This window comes from Chitinophaga dinghuensis (assembly GCF_003259435.1).
Taxonomy (GTDB): domain Bacteria; phylum Bacteroidota; class Bacteroidia; order Chitinophagales; family Chitinophagaceae; genus Chitinophaga; species Chitinophaga dinghuensis.
Map to the genome: position 1 here is coordinate 38,711 of NZ_QLMA01000008.1, position 13,745 is coordinate 52,455.

Sequence of the window (13,745 nt, forward strand, 5' to 3'; positions counted from 1 at the left end):
TTGGAAAGTTCATTAACTTTTCAACGCCCCATCTAACTGCCACCCATATACGATTTAACCCGCTCATTAATTATTTCTGGCTAAAAAAAAGTATTTTATGTTTGCATCCAACTCCCTTGTCTATGAACCTAAGGCTGACTTTTATCCTATTATTCTTGTTCCTGTCTGGCAATACCTATGCACAATTGCAACTGTCTAACAGCAAGAGAACCGGGCAAACCGTCGCGCTGTTCCGCATTACTGATGCAGAGGCGCTGAAAATATTCCGCGCCTCCCTGATGAACGCCGATTTCAGAGAAGGCTATAATGACGATGATGATCCGCCGATGGCGCTTGATTATACACTTAGTGATGAACTGCTGCATACCTTCGTTACCTCCTGGAGTACTCCAGGCGATATGCCTTCCAATACCCCTCCTGGCAACTACCTCACTGTTCATGGCGAAAGTGCTAAAATGGTCTATCGCTTCAGACCAGTTCATAATGTGGACATGCATCTGCTGGAGAACCAGCATGATCTGCTCCTCTCCTTTACTGACAAGGACCTGCAACTGGTAAGCGAGGCACGTGTCTCCTTTAACAACAAAATAATACCTTACAACGCCGGAGCGCATCTATATATCCTGAAAGGCACTCATAAAGGTGGCATTATCACCGTGCAATACAAGGGAGTAACCAATTACTTCTATGCTAAACTTAAACATGACCGGTATCGCCCAAATACTACATCTTCTTACTTCAGTAGAAAATATAAACAACTGAAACGTTTTTTCAGGTTCAAACATTCCGCGAAGCCCCAGCAGTATTACAGAGGATATATGGTGTTTAATAAACCGAAATTTAAACCGGGAGATACGATCCGTATGAAGGCTTTTGTACTGGACAACGACAATAATCCGCTGAATCAAACGCTGGACTTGCGCCTGCAAGGAAACCACGTGGATACTGTACTAAAACAGCTATCCCCGTATCGCCCGGGCGCTTACGAATTCGCATTTCGTCAGAATGATAGCCTGAATATGAAGCTGGACTATAATTACACCCTTTCACTTGCTTCACCACAAAACAAAGATTATAAAGCAGATATCAATAAATCATTCCGATATGAGGCTTATGAATTGGGGCAACTGACTTTCAAAATCCGCAGTGATGATGAAAAATATTATACGGGTACCCCTGTAAAAATATTCATGAAAGCAACGGATGAAAATGATTTGCCAATCCTGGATGGACGTGTATCCGTTGAGGTTACTACGAATTCCTCCTCTAACTATCAAATTGGCGCCAATTTCATTCCTTCCCAACTCTATTTTACTGAAGTCCCCCTGGAGCCCGTTGGCGAAACTGTGCTGACGCTACCCGACAGCATCTTTCCTTCAGCAGATATTGCTTTCACGGTACAATGCTATTTAAGATCTTCCAGTAATGATAGTAAGACAGCCTCTCTTTCATTGAATCACAGCAAAAACAATCGTTTTATTCGCATAGAAAAAATGGCAGATTCGCTCCAGATTACTTTTGAAAGTAATGGTAAATCTGTTCCCATGCCAGCAAAGGTAACGCTCTACGATGCGGACGAAGATAGCATTGGGGCTATGCAGATTCAATTACCTGCCAAAGTTCTGATAAATCCCTATGTGGCTAGCTATGAAGCCGAAACGGAAGACGATCTGGAATACTTTGAAATAGATACCAAAGAATCAGGTCTCAGTTTCAATGCGCAACTGGTAAAAGATTCCGTGTTTGTAAGTATGTTCAATCCAGCGCGGATTCCGGTATGGTACCAGATTTATGCAGGCAACAAACAAGTGTATAAAGGTTATGGAACCAGCCTTCGTTGGGCCGCCAATGCGTTAAGGAATTGCCATTACACAATTCAGTCCCAATATATATACGGTGGTAAAACATTTAAATCAACCAATTATGCCTTTTACACGCCTAATAACCTGTCGGTAGCCATCAATGCCCCTGAGATTGTTCAACCAGGCGGAAAAGCAACCCTCACTGTGCAGGTAAAAGACGCTAAAGACAGACCGGTAAAAGACGCAGATGTAACAGCATACGCCTATACTTCCAAGTTCAATAGTGCGGACCCCAACGTTCCATACCTTGGTAGCAGCAAAGCCAAATACCGTAAAATAAAGCGTGGATACATTTCTCCGGAGAATTTAGAATATCAGGAAAAAAATTCCTTAAACTGGAGCAGATGGAAAAGTATGCTGGGAATAGACACAATGCCCTTCTTCCGCTTCTTTCACCCAGATAAAGTGCTGTATAACTTTGAGCCATCGTTAAACAATGTTACACAACTGGCCCCTTTTGCAGTGAAAAACGGCGTTCCTCAAATTCCACACCTGGTATGGATAGACGAGAACCTCGTGTATATCAATGGGACGACCACCAAAGAAGATTACAGCTTCCAGGTAACGCCCCGCCGACACACCGTACGGATACGTACCGCAAACGAAGAAGTATTCGTAGATTCCGTTTTTACACCTTTAGGCAAAAAGACTTTTATCAGTATCAATATAGATCAACCTTCTGCAGGCGTGCAAATCACGCCCAAAGAAGATACCTTTTCTGTCAGCGAGAAATCCCTGCTAGATAATAAACTAATATTACTGGAATCCAGAGGAAGGACTAACCCACAATATCTGTATAACAATAACAAGGCATGGTGGATTACTGGAGATAAGGGCTTACGTAATACCGAAATTATCGGGCCTATTTCCAACTCCTATTCCCATTACTATGCCAAAGGTTCCGTTAATCAATGGTTCCAGCCGGAACCGAATAATCTGTTCATTATTGCGGATGGACTCATCAAACAAAAAGAAGCACATATCAGCAACCGATACTTCCGGGAAAAACTGCAATCAGAACTAATGTACCCTCCGTTGACCGATATGGTACGACAGCCCAAGGATATCGACAGCCTATATAATATTCAACTGGAGAAAACATCTATCAATCGTGCTGAAGGAGGCATAAGCAATTTGATGCTGCATTTGAATCAATCCTTCCGTGATAGTATCCGCCAGATATTTGTTTACAAAGCCGGCGATTCGCTTTGGATTACACTCGGCGACAGCAAGCTGGAAACCATTTTTGGTACTAACCCCGGTCTATATCATGTACTGATCCTGATGCGCGACAGTGGCTTTGCAAGACTGGAAAATCTGGAAGTACGACCAGGTTGTAAAAGCGTGTATAACTTCAACTCTTTACCCATCAATCCGGAAACGGACAGCATTCGGAAAATGCGCGTCTTACTGGACTACTCCATCATAGAAAAGAGTAACGGCGCGCCTTTCCTGCATATACCTGTCTTTAAACCTGTAGCAGTTCATAACAATTATACATCCCCGTCCGATGTCTTGTTATCAAAAAATAAATTAACGCGAACGCTTCAGGGCAAAGTCACAGACCCAAAAGGAACGCCATTACCGGGCGTGACAGTCCATATACTGGGGGCTCAGAATGGCGCCGTGACAGATGCCAACGGATGGTTTAAGATGGCTGCTACCCCTACGGGCAGACTGGTATTTAGCTTTATTGGGTATCAAACGCAACAAGTAGCCATCACTAACGCTAACACCTATACGGTTATCATGGACGAAATGAACCAGGGTTTATCGGAAGTAGTGGTGGTAGGCTATGGCGTACAGAAGAAGGCTAACCTGAGTTATAGCGTATCAACCATAGAAGTGAAAACATTCAGCTTATCAGGTACGGCTCCAGGTATTGTTATTCGCGGCGCAAGTTCTCTGGGGGCCGACAATCATCCACTCATCATCATTGATGGCGTCCCATATACCGGCAAACTGGAAGACCTGGACCCTGACGCCATCGCCAACATTGTGGTATTGGAGCAAGACAAAGCTTCCGCTATTTATGGCGCCCGCGCTGCTGATGGCGCTGTGGTCATTTCATCCAACGGTAAGAAAGTAATCGGTAAAAAGAAATTCGCCGCCGATGGTACGGAAGACATAAGGAAAATCACACTGCGTCAGAACTTCCGTGACGACGCTTTCTGGCAACCACGTCTACGCACCAACGAAAAAGGAGAAGCCAGCTTTGAAGTGGTATACCCGGATGATTTGACCAGTTGGAAGACATATGCGCTCGCAATGACCGACAACAAAATGTCAGGCAGCGCCACTACCGTTACCAAAGCTTTCCGCACCCTGAGTGGTAGTCTGGCCCTTCCTCAGTTCGCGATCGCCGGAGATACGCTCGGCGTATTGACCAAAGTGATGAATTATAAGGGAGACAGCATTGCCCTGAACCGCAGTCTGCTCATCAATAAACAACTAATCAAAGATGGCGATATCCAGCTGAGTAACTCCCATATAGAAGTTACGCCGGTATTAGTTCCGGTCACCGATAGTTTACGTGCCACTTTCCAGATAACGAACCGCCTTACCATGGATGACGGAGAATACAAAGCCATTCCTGTAATGCCCGCTGGTACAATGGAAACGACCGGACAATTCTTCCTGCTGAGAGGCGATACTACCTTTACCATCCCTGCATCCGACGATACGAGCAAGTTACATGTCTTTGCCAGCTCTTCTGCCATGCCGGTATTACTAGAAGAGGTACAGCATCTGAGAAAATATGAATACCTCTGTAACGAACAAACTGCCTCCAAACTGATTGGTATGTTGTTGCAGAAAAAATGGGCAGCACGACTGGATTCCGCATTCAACTATGATGAGGATATCACCAGGCTGGTAGCATTGCTGGATAAGAACAGAAACGACGATGGATTATGGGGTTGGTGGCCTGGTTCACCAAGTGTGGAATGGATTACCGCCCATGTACTGAAAGCACTTAAGATGGCCACGGCAGCAAACTTCTACAGTACTTCCTATAGCAAAGATATCATGCGCCTGGTAGTGCCACGTACCGATAAGTATAACAATGATTTCGACCGGAAGTTATATGTATTGGAGATGTATAAAGACATCGACTCCTCCTTTAACCTGGTTCCTTACCTGGATACAATTTCCCTTCCAAAATTGAAGCATTATCAGTTGCTGCAACTGATGGAACTCAAGCAGCGTGCGGGAATGAAAGTAAACACCAGTTTCCTGACTACGCATGTACAACATACGATGTTAGGGAATACGTTCTGGGGAGACGAGGGTCAGTTGCTACTCGGTAGTCGCATGGAGGTAACGTTGCGGGCATATCGCATTCTGAAGGCAGAAGGCGGCCATGAAGCTTTGCTGCGGAGTACCCGTGCATGGATTCTCGAACAACGTGGCGTGCGCTGCTGGCGTAATACGTATGAGTCGGCCTCCATCCTGGAAACAATCTGGGATGATGTAGCCCGTGAAAACGAAACGGCTGCGCCCAAACTGCGCATCAATAACAATGATATCACTAGCTTCCCTTATAAAGGGGAATTCCCTGGCAATACCGCCCTTGCTGTAAATAGGTCTGGAGGCAGAACCATCTACTTTAATGCGTGGCAGCAACATCATAATCCACAACCAGTTGTGAAGGATGGAGCATTTCAACTACGCTCCTGGTTTGAGCAAAAAGGAGATACCGTTCGTTTCCTCAAGGGCGGCGAACCGGTTACACTACGCGTAAATGTAAACGTGACTGCCGATGCAGAATATGTGATGATAGAAGTACCTATTCCGGCAGGATGTTCATACAACCGCAAAACACAATCCTACTGGGGGCCGGAAGTACACAGGGAATACTTCTATCATAAGGTGAGTATTTTCTGCCAGCAGCTACGTAAAGGCGAGCATATCTTCAACATAGAACTGATGCCCAGATACAGTGGCAACTTCCAGTTGAATCCCGCCAGGGCCGAGCTGATGTACTTCCCCGTCTTTTATGGACATGAAGGCATGAAAACGATCCAAATTAAATAGTAAAATGCCCGGCTCTCCTTTTCAGAGCCGGGCATTTTTTTGTAAATTAATAGGAACAAATAACCAGACATTCATGAGAACAGTACAATCCTGGCTGGATGAATATGGCGCCAGCCACCGTAACCCGGTCAATAAGACCATTCACTGGATATGCGTGCCAGCTATCTTTTTCAGTATCGTCGGTTTGCTTTACAACATACGGTTGCCTTATGATGTAGGCGGATTACATCTGACCGTAGCCCATATAGCGTTGGCGCTGGTCTTGTTATATTATGTGAGATTATCTCCCAGTCTGAGTGCAGGTATGCTTATTTTCTGCGTCTTATGTCTGTGGATCTGGCGTATCCTGGAGAATTTTGGCGTTACGCCCTGGATACTATCCGTCATCATTTTTGTGCTTGCCTGGATAGGGCAATTCATTGGGCATAATATTGAAGGGGCCAAGCCTTCTTTCTTCAAGGATTTACAGTTCCTGCTGATAGGCCCCGCCTGGTTATTAAGTTTCCTCTACAAGAAAGCAGGTATTCCCATCTGAAAATAATAAAGCCCCGATGAAGATCGGGGCTTATTTACCTAAACCTACAACTGTTACACTGTTATTGCAACAATATTTTTATAGTGAACTGTCTGCTTAGTGCATGGCACTTGCATCCAGTTTTCCTTGCTGTTTTTTGGCTTTTACCATTAGTACAAATGGAATACAGAGCAGGAACATCAGACCCAGGTACAGGAATACGTCCATGTAAGACTGAACGGAGGCCTGTTTGGTAACGCTGAAGTCCATCAGCTGATAAGCCATTGCTTTTGCCGCTTTCGGGTCATATCCTTTAGACATGAAGTTGGCAGTCATCCCATTGATACGATTTACCACATCCGGGTTATTGGTATCCAGGTATGGTACCAGGTCGTTGCGGTGCATTTGCGTACGACGGGTCATGAAAGTAGTGATCAATGCCACCCCAAAGGAACCGCCCAACTGCCGCATCATACCGGTGAAGGCGGCGCCCTGTCCGATCTGCTGTCCTTTCAGAGAAGAAAGTGCCAGTGTGGTAATCGGAATGAAGAGCAGACCCATACCTACCCCACGTACAATCAGCATCCAGAAGAAGGAGTCTGAGCCTGTATCTGCAGGGGTAATAATTTTATATCCCCAGAAGCTGTACACAAAGAAGAGGAACATACCAGCCGCCACAAGATATTGCTGCGGTATGCCTTTTTCCAGCATCTTACCGATGATAGGCATCATGAATGCGGTGGTTAATGCCGCCGGCACCATGAGCATACCGGATTGTGTGGCTGTCCAACCCAGGAGTCCCTGCGTATACAATGGAATGATGAAAGTAGATCCATACAAACCAAAGCCGAGGATAAACGAGAGAATAGTACCTACTCTCAGGTTTCCGTTCTTCAATACCCTCAGTTCCACAATCGGGTTCTTATAGGTCAGCTCACGCCAGATGAAGAAGAACAGTGCGAGTACACTGGACGTTGCCAGAGCGGTAATAGCCGGGTCATTGAACCAGTCGTCTTCCTGACCACGTTCCAGCACATACTGCAGGGAACCTACGCAGACAGCCAGCAAACCGATACCGAGGAAGTCGATTTCGTTGATGGATTTTTTCTCTGCATATTTCGGGCTGCGTACAAACTGAAGGGTCAGTAAGGTAGCTATAACGCCAATGGGTATGTTAATATAGAAGATATATGGCCAGGAATAGTTGTCCGTAATAAAACCACCTAATGGAGGACCGAGTGTAGGACCGATGATAACACCTAAACCATAGATCGCCTGTGCAGTACCGCGTTTTTCTGGCGGGTAGCTTTCAGTAATAATGGTTTGGGACGTAACCAGCAGTGCACCACCGCCAAGCCCCTGGATGAAACGGAACAAAACGAGTTCCCACATGGCCGTTGCGTTACCACAAAGGAAGGAAGAGACAGTGAATATGATGATGGAAGCCGCGAAATAGTTACGGCGGCCAAATTGCTGAGACAACCAGCTGGTCATTGGAACGATGATTACGTTACCGATAGCGTAAGCCGTAATCACCCATCCGATTTCACTCATGGTTGCCCCCATATTACCACGCATATCATTCAATGCCACATTCACGATCGTGGTATCGACGATTTCCAGCAACGCACAGAAAATAGCGGTGATCGTGATGATCACCCTGCGCGAGCCGTATTCAATCAATGATTCTTGTTGCAGCATGTAGTACTTTATTATATAGAGGGTAATGAAAGCAGCATGACCAGGAACTAATAACTAATGCTGGAGCATGGCCGTTTGATGAATCTTAAAATTTGCTAATGGTTTCCGCCTGTTGCATGGTTCATGGTTCCCATTAATTATTAATTCCGGGTCATTGCACTTTCATCAGAAATATTAGTCCAGATGTACATCCACCAGTACGTTCATACCTGGGCGGAGTTTTTGTACAGCTTCGTCGTTTGGGTTAGTGAATTCGATTTTCACCGGCAGACGTTGTACTACTTTAACGAAGTTACCAGAAGCGTTATCTGGAGGCAGCAGGGCGAATTTAGCGCCGGTAGCAGGTGCGAAAGAAGTGATTTTCGCTTCCAGTTCTTTACCAGGGAATGCATCCACTTTCACGCTTACTTTCTGACCCAGTTTCATTTTGTTCAGCTGCGTTTCTTTGAAGTTAGCCACTACCCAAGGAGTAGTACTTAATACTACGCTGAAGAGAGACTGACCAGCATTTACATACTGACCTGGCTGTACGTAGATTTTTGACAGTACGCCATCTTCAGGAGCCAGGATAACGGAGTAGCTCTGGATCAGCTGTGCATCTGCCACATCTGTTTCGCGTTGTTTGATAGCGGCATCGGCCAGGCTGATTTGTTTGGAAGTAGCAGTGCTCTGAGAAGAAACTACGTTCGTCTGACGGGCAGCAGCCGTTTTCTGGCGTTGCAGTACATCCAGCTGACGCTCAGCGGATTGTTTGGCAGCCAGTGCTTGTTCGTATTGTTGTTGCGTAATAGAATGATCTTTGATCAGGTTTGCGTAACGATCGTAGTCCTGATTAGCTCTCCAAACGTTTACTTTCGCAGCTTCGATTTGAGCGTCGATAGTACCAATCTGTGCTTCAGCGGTAGAGATACCTGCAGCAGCAGCCTGTGTGCTGGCTTGTGCCGCATTTTTATTCGCTTCTGCGGTGAGCAGTGCAGCCTGCGCGGATTGTACTTTCAGGGCCAGATCGCGGTCGTCCAGGATAACCAGGGTATCGCCTTTCTTCACCATCTGGTTATCTTTCACGCGAACCTCTTTCACATAACCGGAAACTCTAGGGATCACCGGGCTCACGTTGGCATCGATCTGAGCGTTGTCTGTTTCTTCGTGGTGCAGACCATGAACATATTTGGTGATACCGAATGCCCCACCACCGATTACCAGCGCTGCCAGAACGATTACGAAGCCTTTACTGCGCTTTTTGGGCGCGGATGTTTCCTGCATGGTTGTATTATTAGTATTATTAGAAGCTTTAGTTTGCGTTTCCACAGCTTATAAGTTTGTGTGTGATTATTTAGTTACGGTTTGGTCCAGGATACCAGCTGCCTGGAGCAGTTTGTTGTAGGCTACCAGTGCATCCGCTTTTGCAAAGGCGTAATTGAGGTGAGCCTGGAGATTGGCAACGTCCGCATCCAGCAGATCTGTTGTAGTTGCCAGCGCATTTGCATGCTTGTTCTTAGTGATGCGATAATTTTCTTCTGATTGTTCAATGGCCTTGATGTAAGTATCCATCTTTTTATAGCTCAGCAGATAATTTTCGTATGACTGGAAAACATCCATGTGAATAGCGTCATTTACTTTGGATTCACTTGCGCGAACCTGTGCCAGTTGGGCATTAGCTTCCGCTACTTTGGTTTTGTTTTTCCAGAGAGAATGAACATTGTATTTCAGTCCCACACCAGCAGTTACTGCATTTGTAATGGTGATGAAATTCGGGATGTAAGCAGCTACATAACCACCGGTGAGTGCCAGTTGCGGGTACATCTCTCCTTTTACCATTTTCACATTCGCATTGGCGGCGCCTTCATGGGCCTGGAGCGATTGTGCATCCTTTCTGTTCTGATATGCCAGTTGTTCAAACTCGCCATAACCGCGGGCGTCTGTAGCTTTTACATCCTTGAAAATGGTAGAATCCACTTCCAGTTGAGTATTGTCAGGCAGCCCAAGCATGATGTTCATATTCAGATTCGCTACTTTCAGGCTGTTTTGCGCATCCATCAGCAGGAGTTCATAATTGGATTGCTGGAGTTCTGCTTTTAAAAGGTCGTTTCGGGCGAGCAGACCATTTTTTTCCAGATTGGTGAAGTCTTTCACGCGTTGTGCAGACTGTTTCAGATTTTCCTGCATCAGGAACACACTCTGTTGTGCCTTGTACAGGTTGGAATAGGCTGCGATGGTGTTTTGCATCACATCTTCCTTATCCTTTTCTGCATCCAGTTTGGAAGCTGTTGCCAGGTATTTGGCCGCCTGTTTACCATTCTGGATCATCATACCGGCAAATACCGGGATAGATAGATTCGCCATACCATAGGCCGCGCTGTTTACCTTAGGCGCTTCGCCTCCTCCTGATCCGGAGCCGCTGCTACCAAATTTGAGGTCAATGTTAGGCTGTGTCAGACGCATGTAAGCGCCGCTGACACTGAGGTCTGGCAATTGGCGCTCATTTGCTTCCTTCATCTTCGCATTCGCCTCATCTATCTTCGCCTGGCTAACCTTGAGCTGTTTGCTGTTTTGAATACTCAGCGATATGGCTTCACTTAAAGACAGCTGCTTCGTTGTGTTACTCTGCTGAGCTGATGCTGCCTGGAATACGAGCGACAGCAGGATTCCCGTTGAAAGCGCATATAATCGTGCGTATATGCTTTTAGAATTCATGTGTAAGGATTGCTTTAAACAATTTTTTTAAATGAGCACTCACCCTGATTTTAAGATATTCTACGAACTCATCATCAGGAAGATTTGCGAATTCTGGATCTGATCTGATATAAGATTTTGCCGGAACTACCTGGTGAAGGGTACCAAAGAGCGTTGACATCAATAACACAATGTCCACATCCTTATAAAAAATGCCCTGCTCCTGAGCCCGGGTTACAATAGGCACCATTAATCCCATCATTTCCGTTTTGAGCTCCCAAATCAGGTCTTTTACCGGACTAGGTTCACTATTCATTTGTTCCCTGTTCATGAGGCACTGAAAGTGCTGTTCATTCAACATTTTGTTGGTGAACCGATCTACCAGGGAATAAATTTTCTCCAACGGCCCCATGGTGTCATTATCTACCAGCTCCTGTATAAAAACACGGGACGCAGTCATTCTGTATCTGAATACGGCCTCCAATAATTTCTCTTTAGAACCAAAATAATAGGAGATCATGGCAATGTTTACATCTGCCTCCTGGGCAATGTCCCTTACCGATGTGCCATGAAAGCCCTTATCGGCAAACAGCCGCTCAGCAACTAATATGATCCCGAGCTGTTTCTCACTGTATCCTTCCATGTTCCTTACTTATTTGTTTGATTTGACAAGGCAAAATTAAACAAACGTTTGATTTAAACAATCACTTAATTAATCGTTTGTTTAAATTTTTATTTTTACAATATATAAAGAACTATTATTTAATATTTTTATACAGACACGATTTCTCACTTCACTATTTCTTAACAAGAAGACGGAGTTAAGAGCGATATATTTTATCCCAACAGCATTTTTTTTCATATTTAATGATCCCCCACCTCTACCCCATTCAATGCACTCCATATTTCAGTGGCCTACCCGTCATCTCGAATCTGGACTATTTTCTTTAACAGAAATTCGGTAGATTGTATACCAATTTTTCCCAATGTCTCCCTTGTCACAAAATCTAATCCCACAATGAACACGACTCGTCAATACAACAAATTCAGCTCCGGCGTAATCGCCCTTTCCGCTTTACTGGTAGGCTCCCTGGATCTGTTTACCTCCTGCGCCATTTTCGTAAAACGCAGTGGCCGGCCATTTACAGATGTCCTCCTATATATCGCCAGTGCCATCTTCGGCCCTGCCGCCTATAACGGACAACCCATGATGCCCTGGTGGGGTGTCATCTTCCATTATGCCATTGCATTTATATTCACTACCCTCTTCTTCATGCTCTATCCACTCATTCGGAAAGGTATCCGCAATACCTTCCTGATTGCCATTATCTATGGTATATTTATATGGATCGTCATGAACCTCCTGGTATTACCTATCTCCCATGTTAAAATGGTACCCTATACCGCCTTCGGCATCAGCGTAGGTACCCTTATCCTCATCATTATGATAGGACTACCCTTATCGGTAGTGGCAAACAGCGTAAGTGCTCCAGCCAATAAATAATTCCATAAAAAGTAGCCATATAAAAAAGGCAATGACGTACCAAACGTCATTGCCTTTTTTAATCTTATTCATCGCCCCTGCCCTATCGGCCGGAACGACAGACGAAAGCATTATATCGTAAGTCCATATGCTGCCAGCTGCTGAACCGTATCTCCATAACTAACATGGCAAATACTATTCAACCCTAATCCTCGCGCTACATCTACAAACATGCTGCGGTCTTCTATATAAATCACTTCTTCCGGCTTCACCTGTGCTATATCCAAAGCAATCCTGTAAATATCTGCATCCGGTTTTCTAAAATGAACAAAACAACTGGATATAAAAAAATCCGCAATATTACCTATTCCAAACTGATGAATACGATGCGTATTCAACTCCCGGCCTTCATTATTTACAATGGCCACCTTCAAATGATACTTACTTTTCAGCACCCGTATCAATTCCAACATCTCCGGATAGGCAGAAGACTGCGCAAACATAAACTCCCGAAACGCCGCCTTGGTGAAGGTTCTGTCGGTATAAAAAACAACTCTCCCCAGGTATTCATCCAACGTTAACTTCCCCTCTTCATAAGTATCAAACGTCAGGTGATGCCGCTCTTCCGTTTCAACGGGATCCAGCTGAAACTTTTCCATGGCCAGTTTGCGGGATTTTCTGTCCCACCCGTTGGTCAGCAATACGCCGCCAATATCCAGGAATAATGTGGTGATTTTGTGTGAAGATGCCATATACTTTAGCTGCTTTAGTGATACGCTTTTCCAGTATTTACTTTTGCGAAATAGACCTTGTATATTACTTTTTCTTCTTCGATTTCTTATCCTTGTTATCCTGGATAAACCCATTAAAATTAATTGGCTGGCGATTATAACTGGTTACCTGCAATGAGCCATAACCATCCGGACCGATCGATAAATTAATGGATTGGATATCGCTGTTATCTTTCGGTTTGATGGTGATATCCCAACCGCCTTTCTTCCTTTCTGTTTTCTCATAAGTGAAGTCTTTCGACTTGAAATTCATGGAGTTTTTAGTAGGATCTATTGGCGCCGTATAGGCACGACCGTAGTACGGAAGATAACTGAGGATCGAATCTTTTGTTACATCCAGGGAAAAATCCGGCGTCAACTGTACTACTCGCCCCCCCATGGGAATAGCTGTCTGTGGTATATAAATGTATTGCTGACTTTCTACCCAGCCTGCTACCTGGGCCTGTTTGGCGGCTTCTTTTTCCGCTCTGGCTTCCTTCTTCTGTGCAGACAATTGCATTGTTGCTGCGGTCAGCAGAACGCCAGACAACATTACATGCAGAATCAATCGTTTCATGTTAGGAATTTTTATGGGGAACATCATCACGATGTCTCTACTAAATTTCGCAAAAATCCTGCTAAAAAAATGATTTCTGCCTAAATACTGCAAGACTTAAAACAAATTAGTTAAATTGCGCATATATTTC

General features: G+C 44.9%; 9 protein-coding genes. 3 read left to right on the forward strand and 6 right to left on the reverse strand.

Going from position 1 to position 13,745, the window contains the following annotated elements:
- Positions 1-122: 122 nt before the first annotated feature.
- Together CLV59_RS21970 and CLV59_RS21975 are read left to right on the forward strand one after the other, a co-directional pair.
- On the forward strand, positions 123-5,897 hold the full coding sequence (locus CLV59_RS21970) for a carboxypeptidase-like regulatory domain-containing protein (protein WP_170137870.1): 5,775 nt from the start codon (positions 123-125) through the stop codon (positions 5,895-5,897).
- A gap of 73 nt (positions 5,898-5,970) precedes the next feature.
- Positions 5,971-6,432, forward strand: coding sequence for an Mpo1 family 2-hydroxy fatty acid dioxygenase (locus CLV59_RS21975; protein WP_111594243.1), 462 nt, complete (start codon positions 5,971-5,973; stop codon positions 6,430-6,432).
- Positions 6,433-6,528: 96 nt separating this feature from the next.
- On the opposite strand, the gene CLV59_RS21980 is transcribed toward CLV59_RS21975, so the two are convergent.
- The 4 genes from CLV59_RS21980 to CLV59_RS21995 form a co-directional block, all read right to left on the reverse strand.
- The gene (locus CLV59_RS21980) at positions 6,529-8,112 is read right to left on the reverse strand and encodes a DHA2 family efflux MFS transporter permease subunit (RefSeq protein ID WP_111594244.1); all 1,584 of its coding nucleotides are present in this window, start codon (positions 8,110-8,112) and stop codon (positions 6,529-6,531) included.
- A gap of 174 nt (positions 8,113-8,286) precedes the next feature.
- Complete coding sequence (locus CLV59_RS21985) at positions 8,287-9,420, reverse strand: HlyD family secretion protein (RefSeq protein ID WP_245950924.1); 1,134 nt, start codon at positions 9,418-9,420, stop codon at positions 8,287-8,289.
- A gap of 21 nt (positions 9,421-9,441) precedes the next feature.
- Positions 9,442-10,806, reverse strand: a complete 1,365-nt coding sequence (locus CLV59_RS21990; protein WP_111594245.1) for a TolC family protein — start codon at positions 10,804-10,806, stop codon at positions 9,442-9,444.
- Positions 10,796-11,428: a TetR/AcrR family transcriptional regulator gene (locus CLV59_RS21995; RefSeq protein ID WP_111594246.1), complete on the reverse strand. Its 633-nt coding sequence runs from the start codon at positions 11,426-11,428 to the stop codon at positions 10,796-10,798. Before CLV59_RS21995 ends, CLV59_RS21990 begins: the two co-directional genes overlap by 11 nt.
- Before the next feature lie 375 nt (positions 11,429-11,803).
- Between CLV59_RS21995 and CLV59_RS22000 the strand changes: the two genes are divergently transcribed.
- The gene (locus CLV59_RS22000) at positions 11,804-12,289 is read left to right on the forward strand and encodes a hypothetical protein (RefSeq protein ID WP_111594247.1); all 486 of its coding nucleotides are present in this window, start codon (positions 11,804-11,806) and stop codon (positions 12,287-12,289) included.
- A 110-nt stretch (positions 12,290-12,399) separates the two neighbouring features.
- Here CLV59_RS22000 and CLV59_RS22005 read toward each other — a convergent pair whose 3' ends face one another.
- Both CLV59_RS22005 and CLV59_RS22010 read right to left on the reverse strand, forming a co-directional pair.
- Complete coding sequence (locus CLV59_RS22005; protein WP_111594248.1) at positions 12,400-13,020, reverse strand: HAD family hydrolase; 621 nt, start codon at positions 13,018-13,020, stop codon at positions 12,400-12,402.
- Between the two features lie 64 nt (positions 13,021-13,084).
- Complete coding sequence (locus CLV59_RS22010; protein ID WP_170137871.1) at positions 13,085-13,615, reverse strand: DUF4251 domain-containing protein; 531 nt, start codon at positions 13,613-13,615, stop codon at positions 13,085-13,087.
- Between the last annotated feature and the right edge of the window lie 130 nt (positions 13,616-13,745).

Bases quoted from the DNA above. Each gene is read 5' to 3' on its own strand.
- CLV59_RS22010 (WP_170137871.1), bottom strand. From the start codon at position 13,615: ATGAAACGATTGATTCTGCATGTAATGTTGTCTGGCGTTCTGCTGACC.
- CLV59_RS21980 (WP_111594244.1), bottom strand. From the start codon at position 8,112: ATGCTGCAACAAGAATCATTGATTGAATACGGCTCGCGCAGGGTGATC.
- CLV59_RS21975 (WP_111594243.1), top strand. From the start codon at position 5,971: ATGAGAACAGTACAATCCTGGCTGGATGAATATGGCGCCAGCCACCGT.
- CLV59_RS21990 (WP_111594245.1), bottom strand. From the start codon at position 10,806: ATGAATTCTAAAAGCATATACGCACGATTATATGCGCTTTCAACGGGA.
- CLV59_RS22000 (WP_111594247.1), top strand. From the start codon at position 11,804: ATGAACACGACTCGTCAATACAACAAATTCAGCTCCGGCGTAATCGCC.
- CLV59_RS22005 (WP_111594248.1), bottom strand. From the start codon at position 13,020: ATGGCATCTTCACACAAAATCACCACATTATTCCTGGATATTGGCGGC.
- CLV59_RS21995 (WP_111594246.1), bottom strand. From the start codon at position 11,428: ATGGAAGGATACAGTGAGAAACAGCTCGGGATCATATTAGTTGCTGAG.
- CLV59_RS21970 (WP_170137870.1), top strand. From the start codon at position 123: ATGAACCTAAGGCTGACTTTTATCCTATTATTCTTGTTCCTGTCTGGC.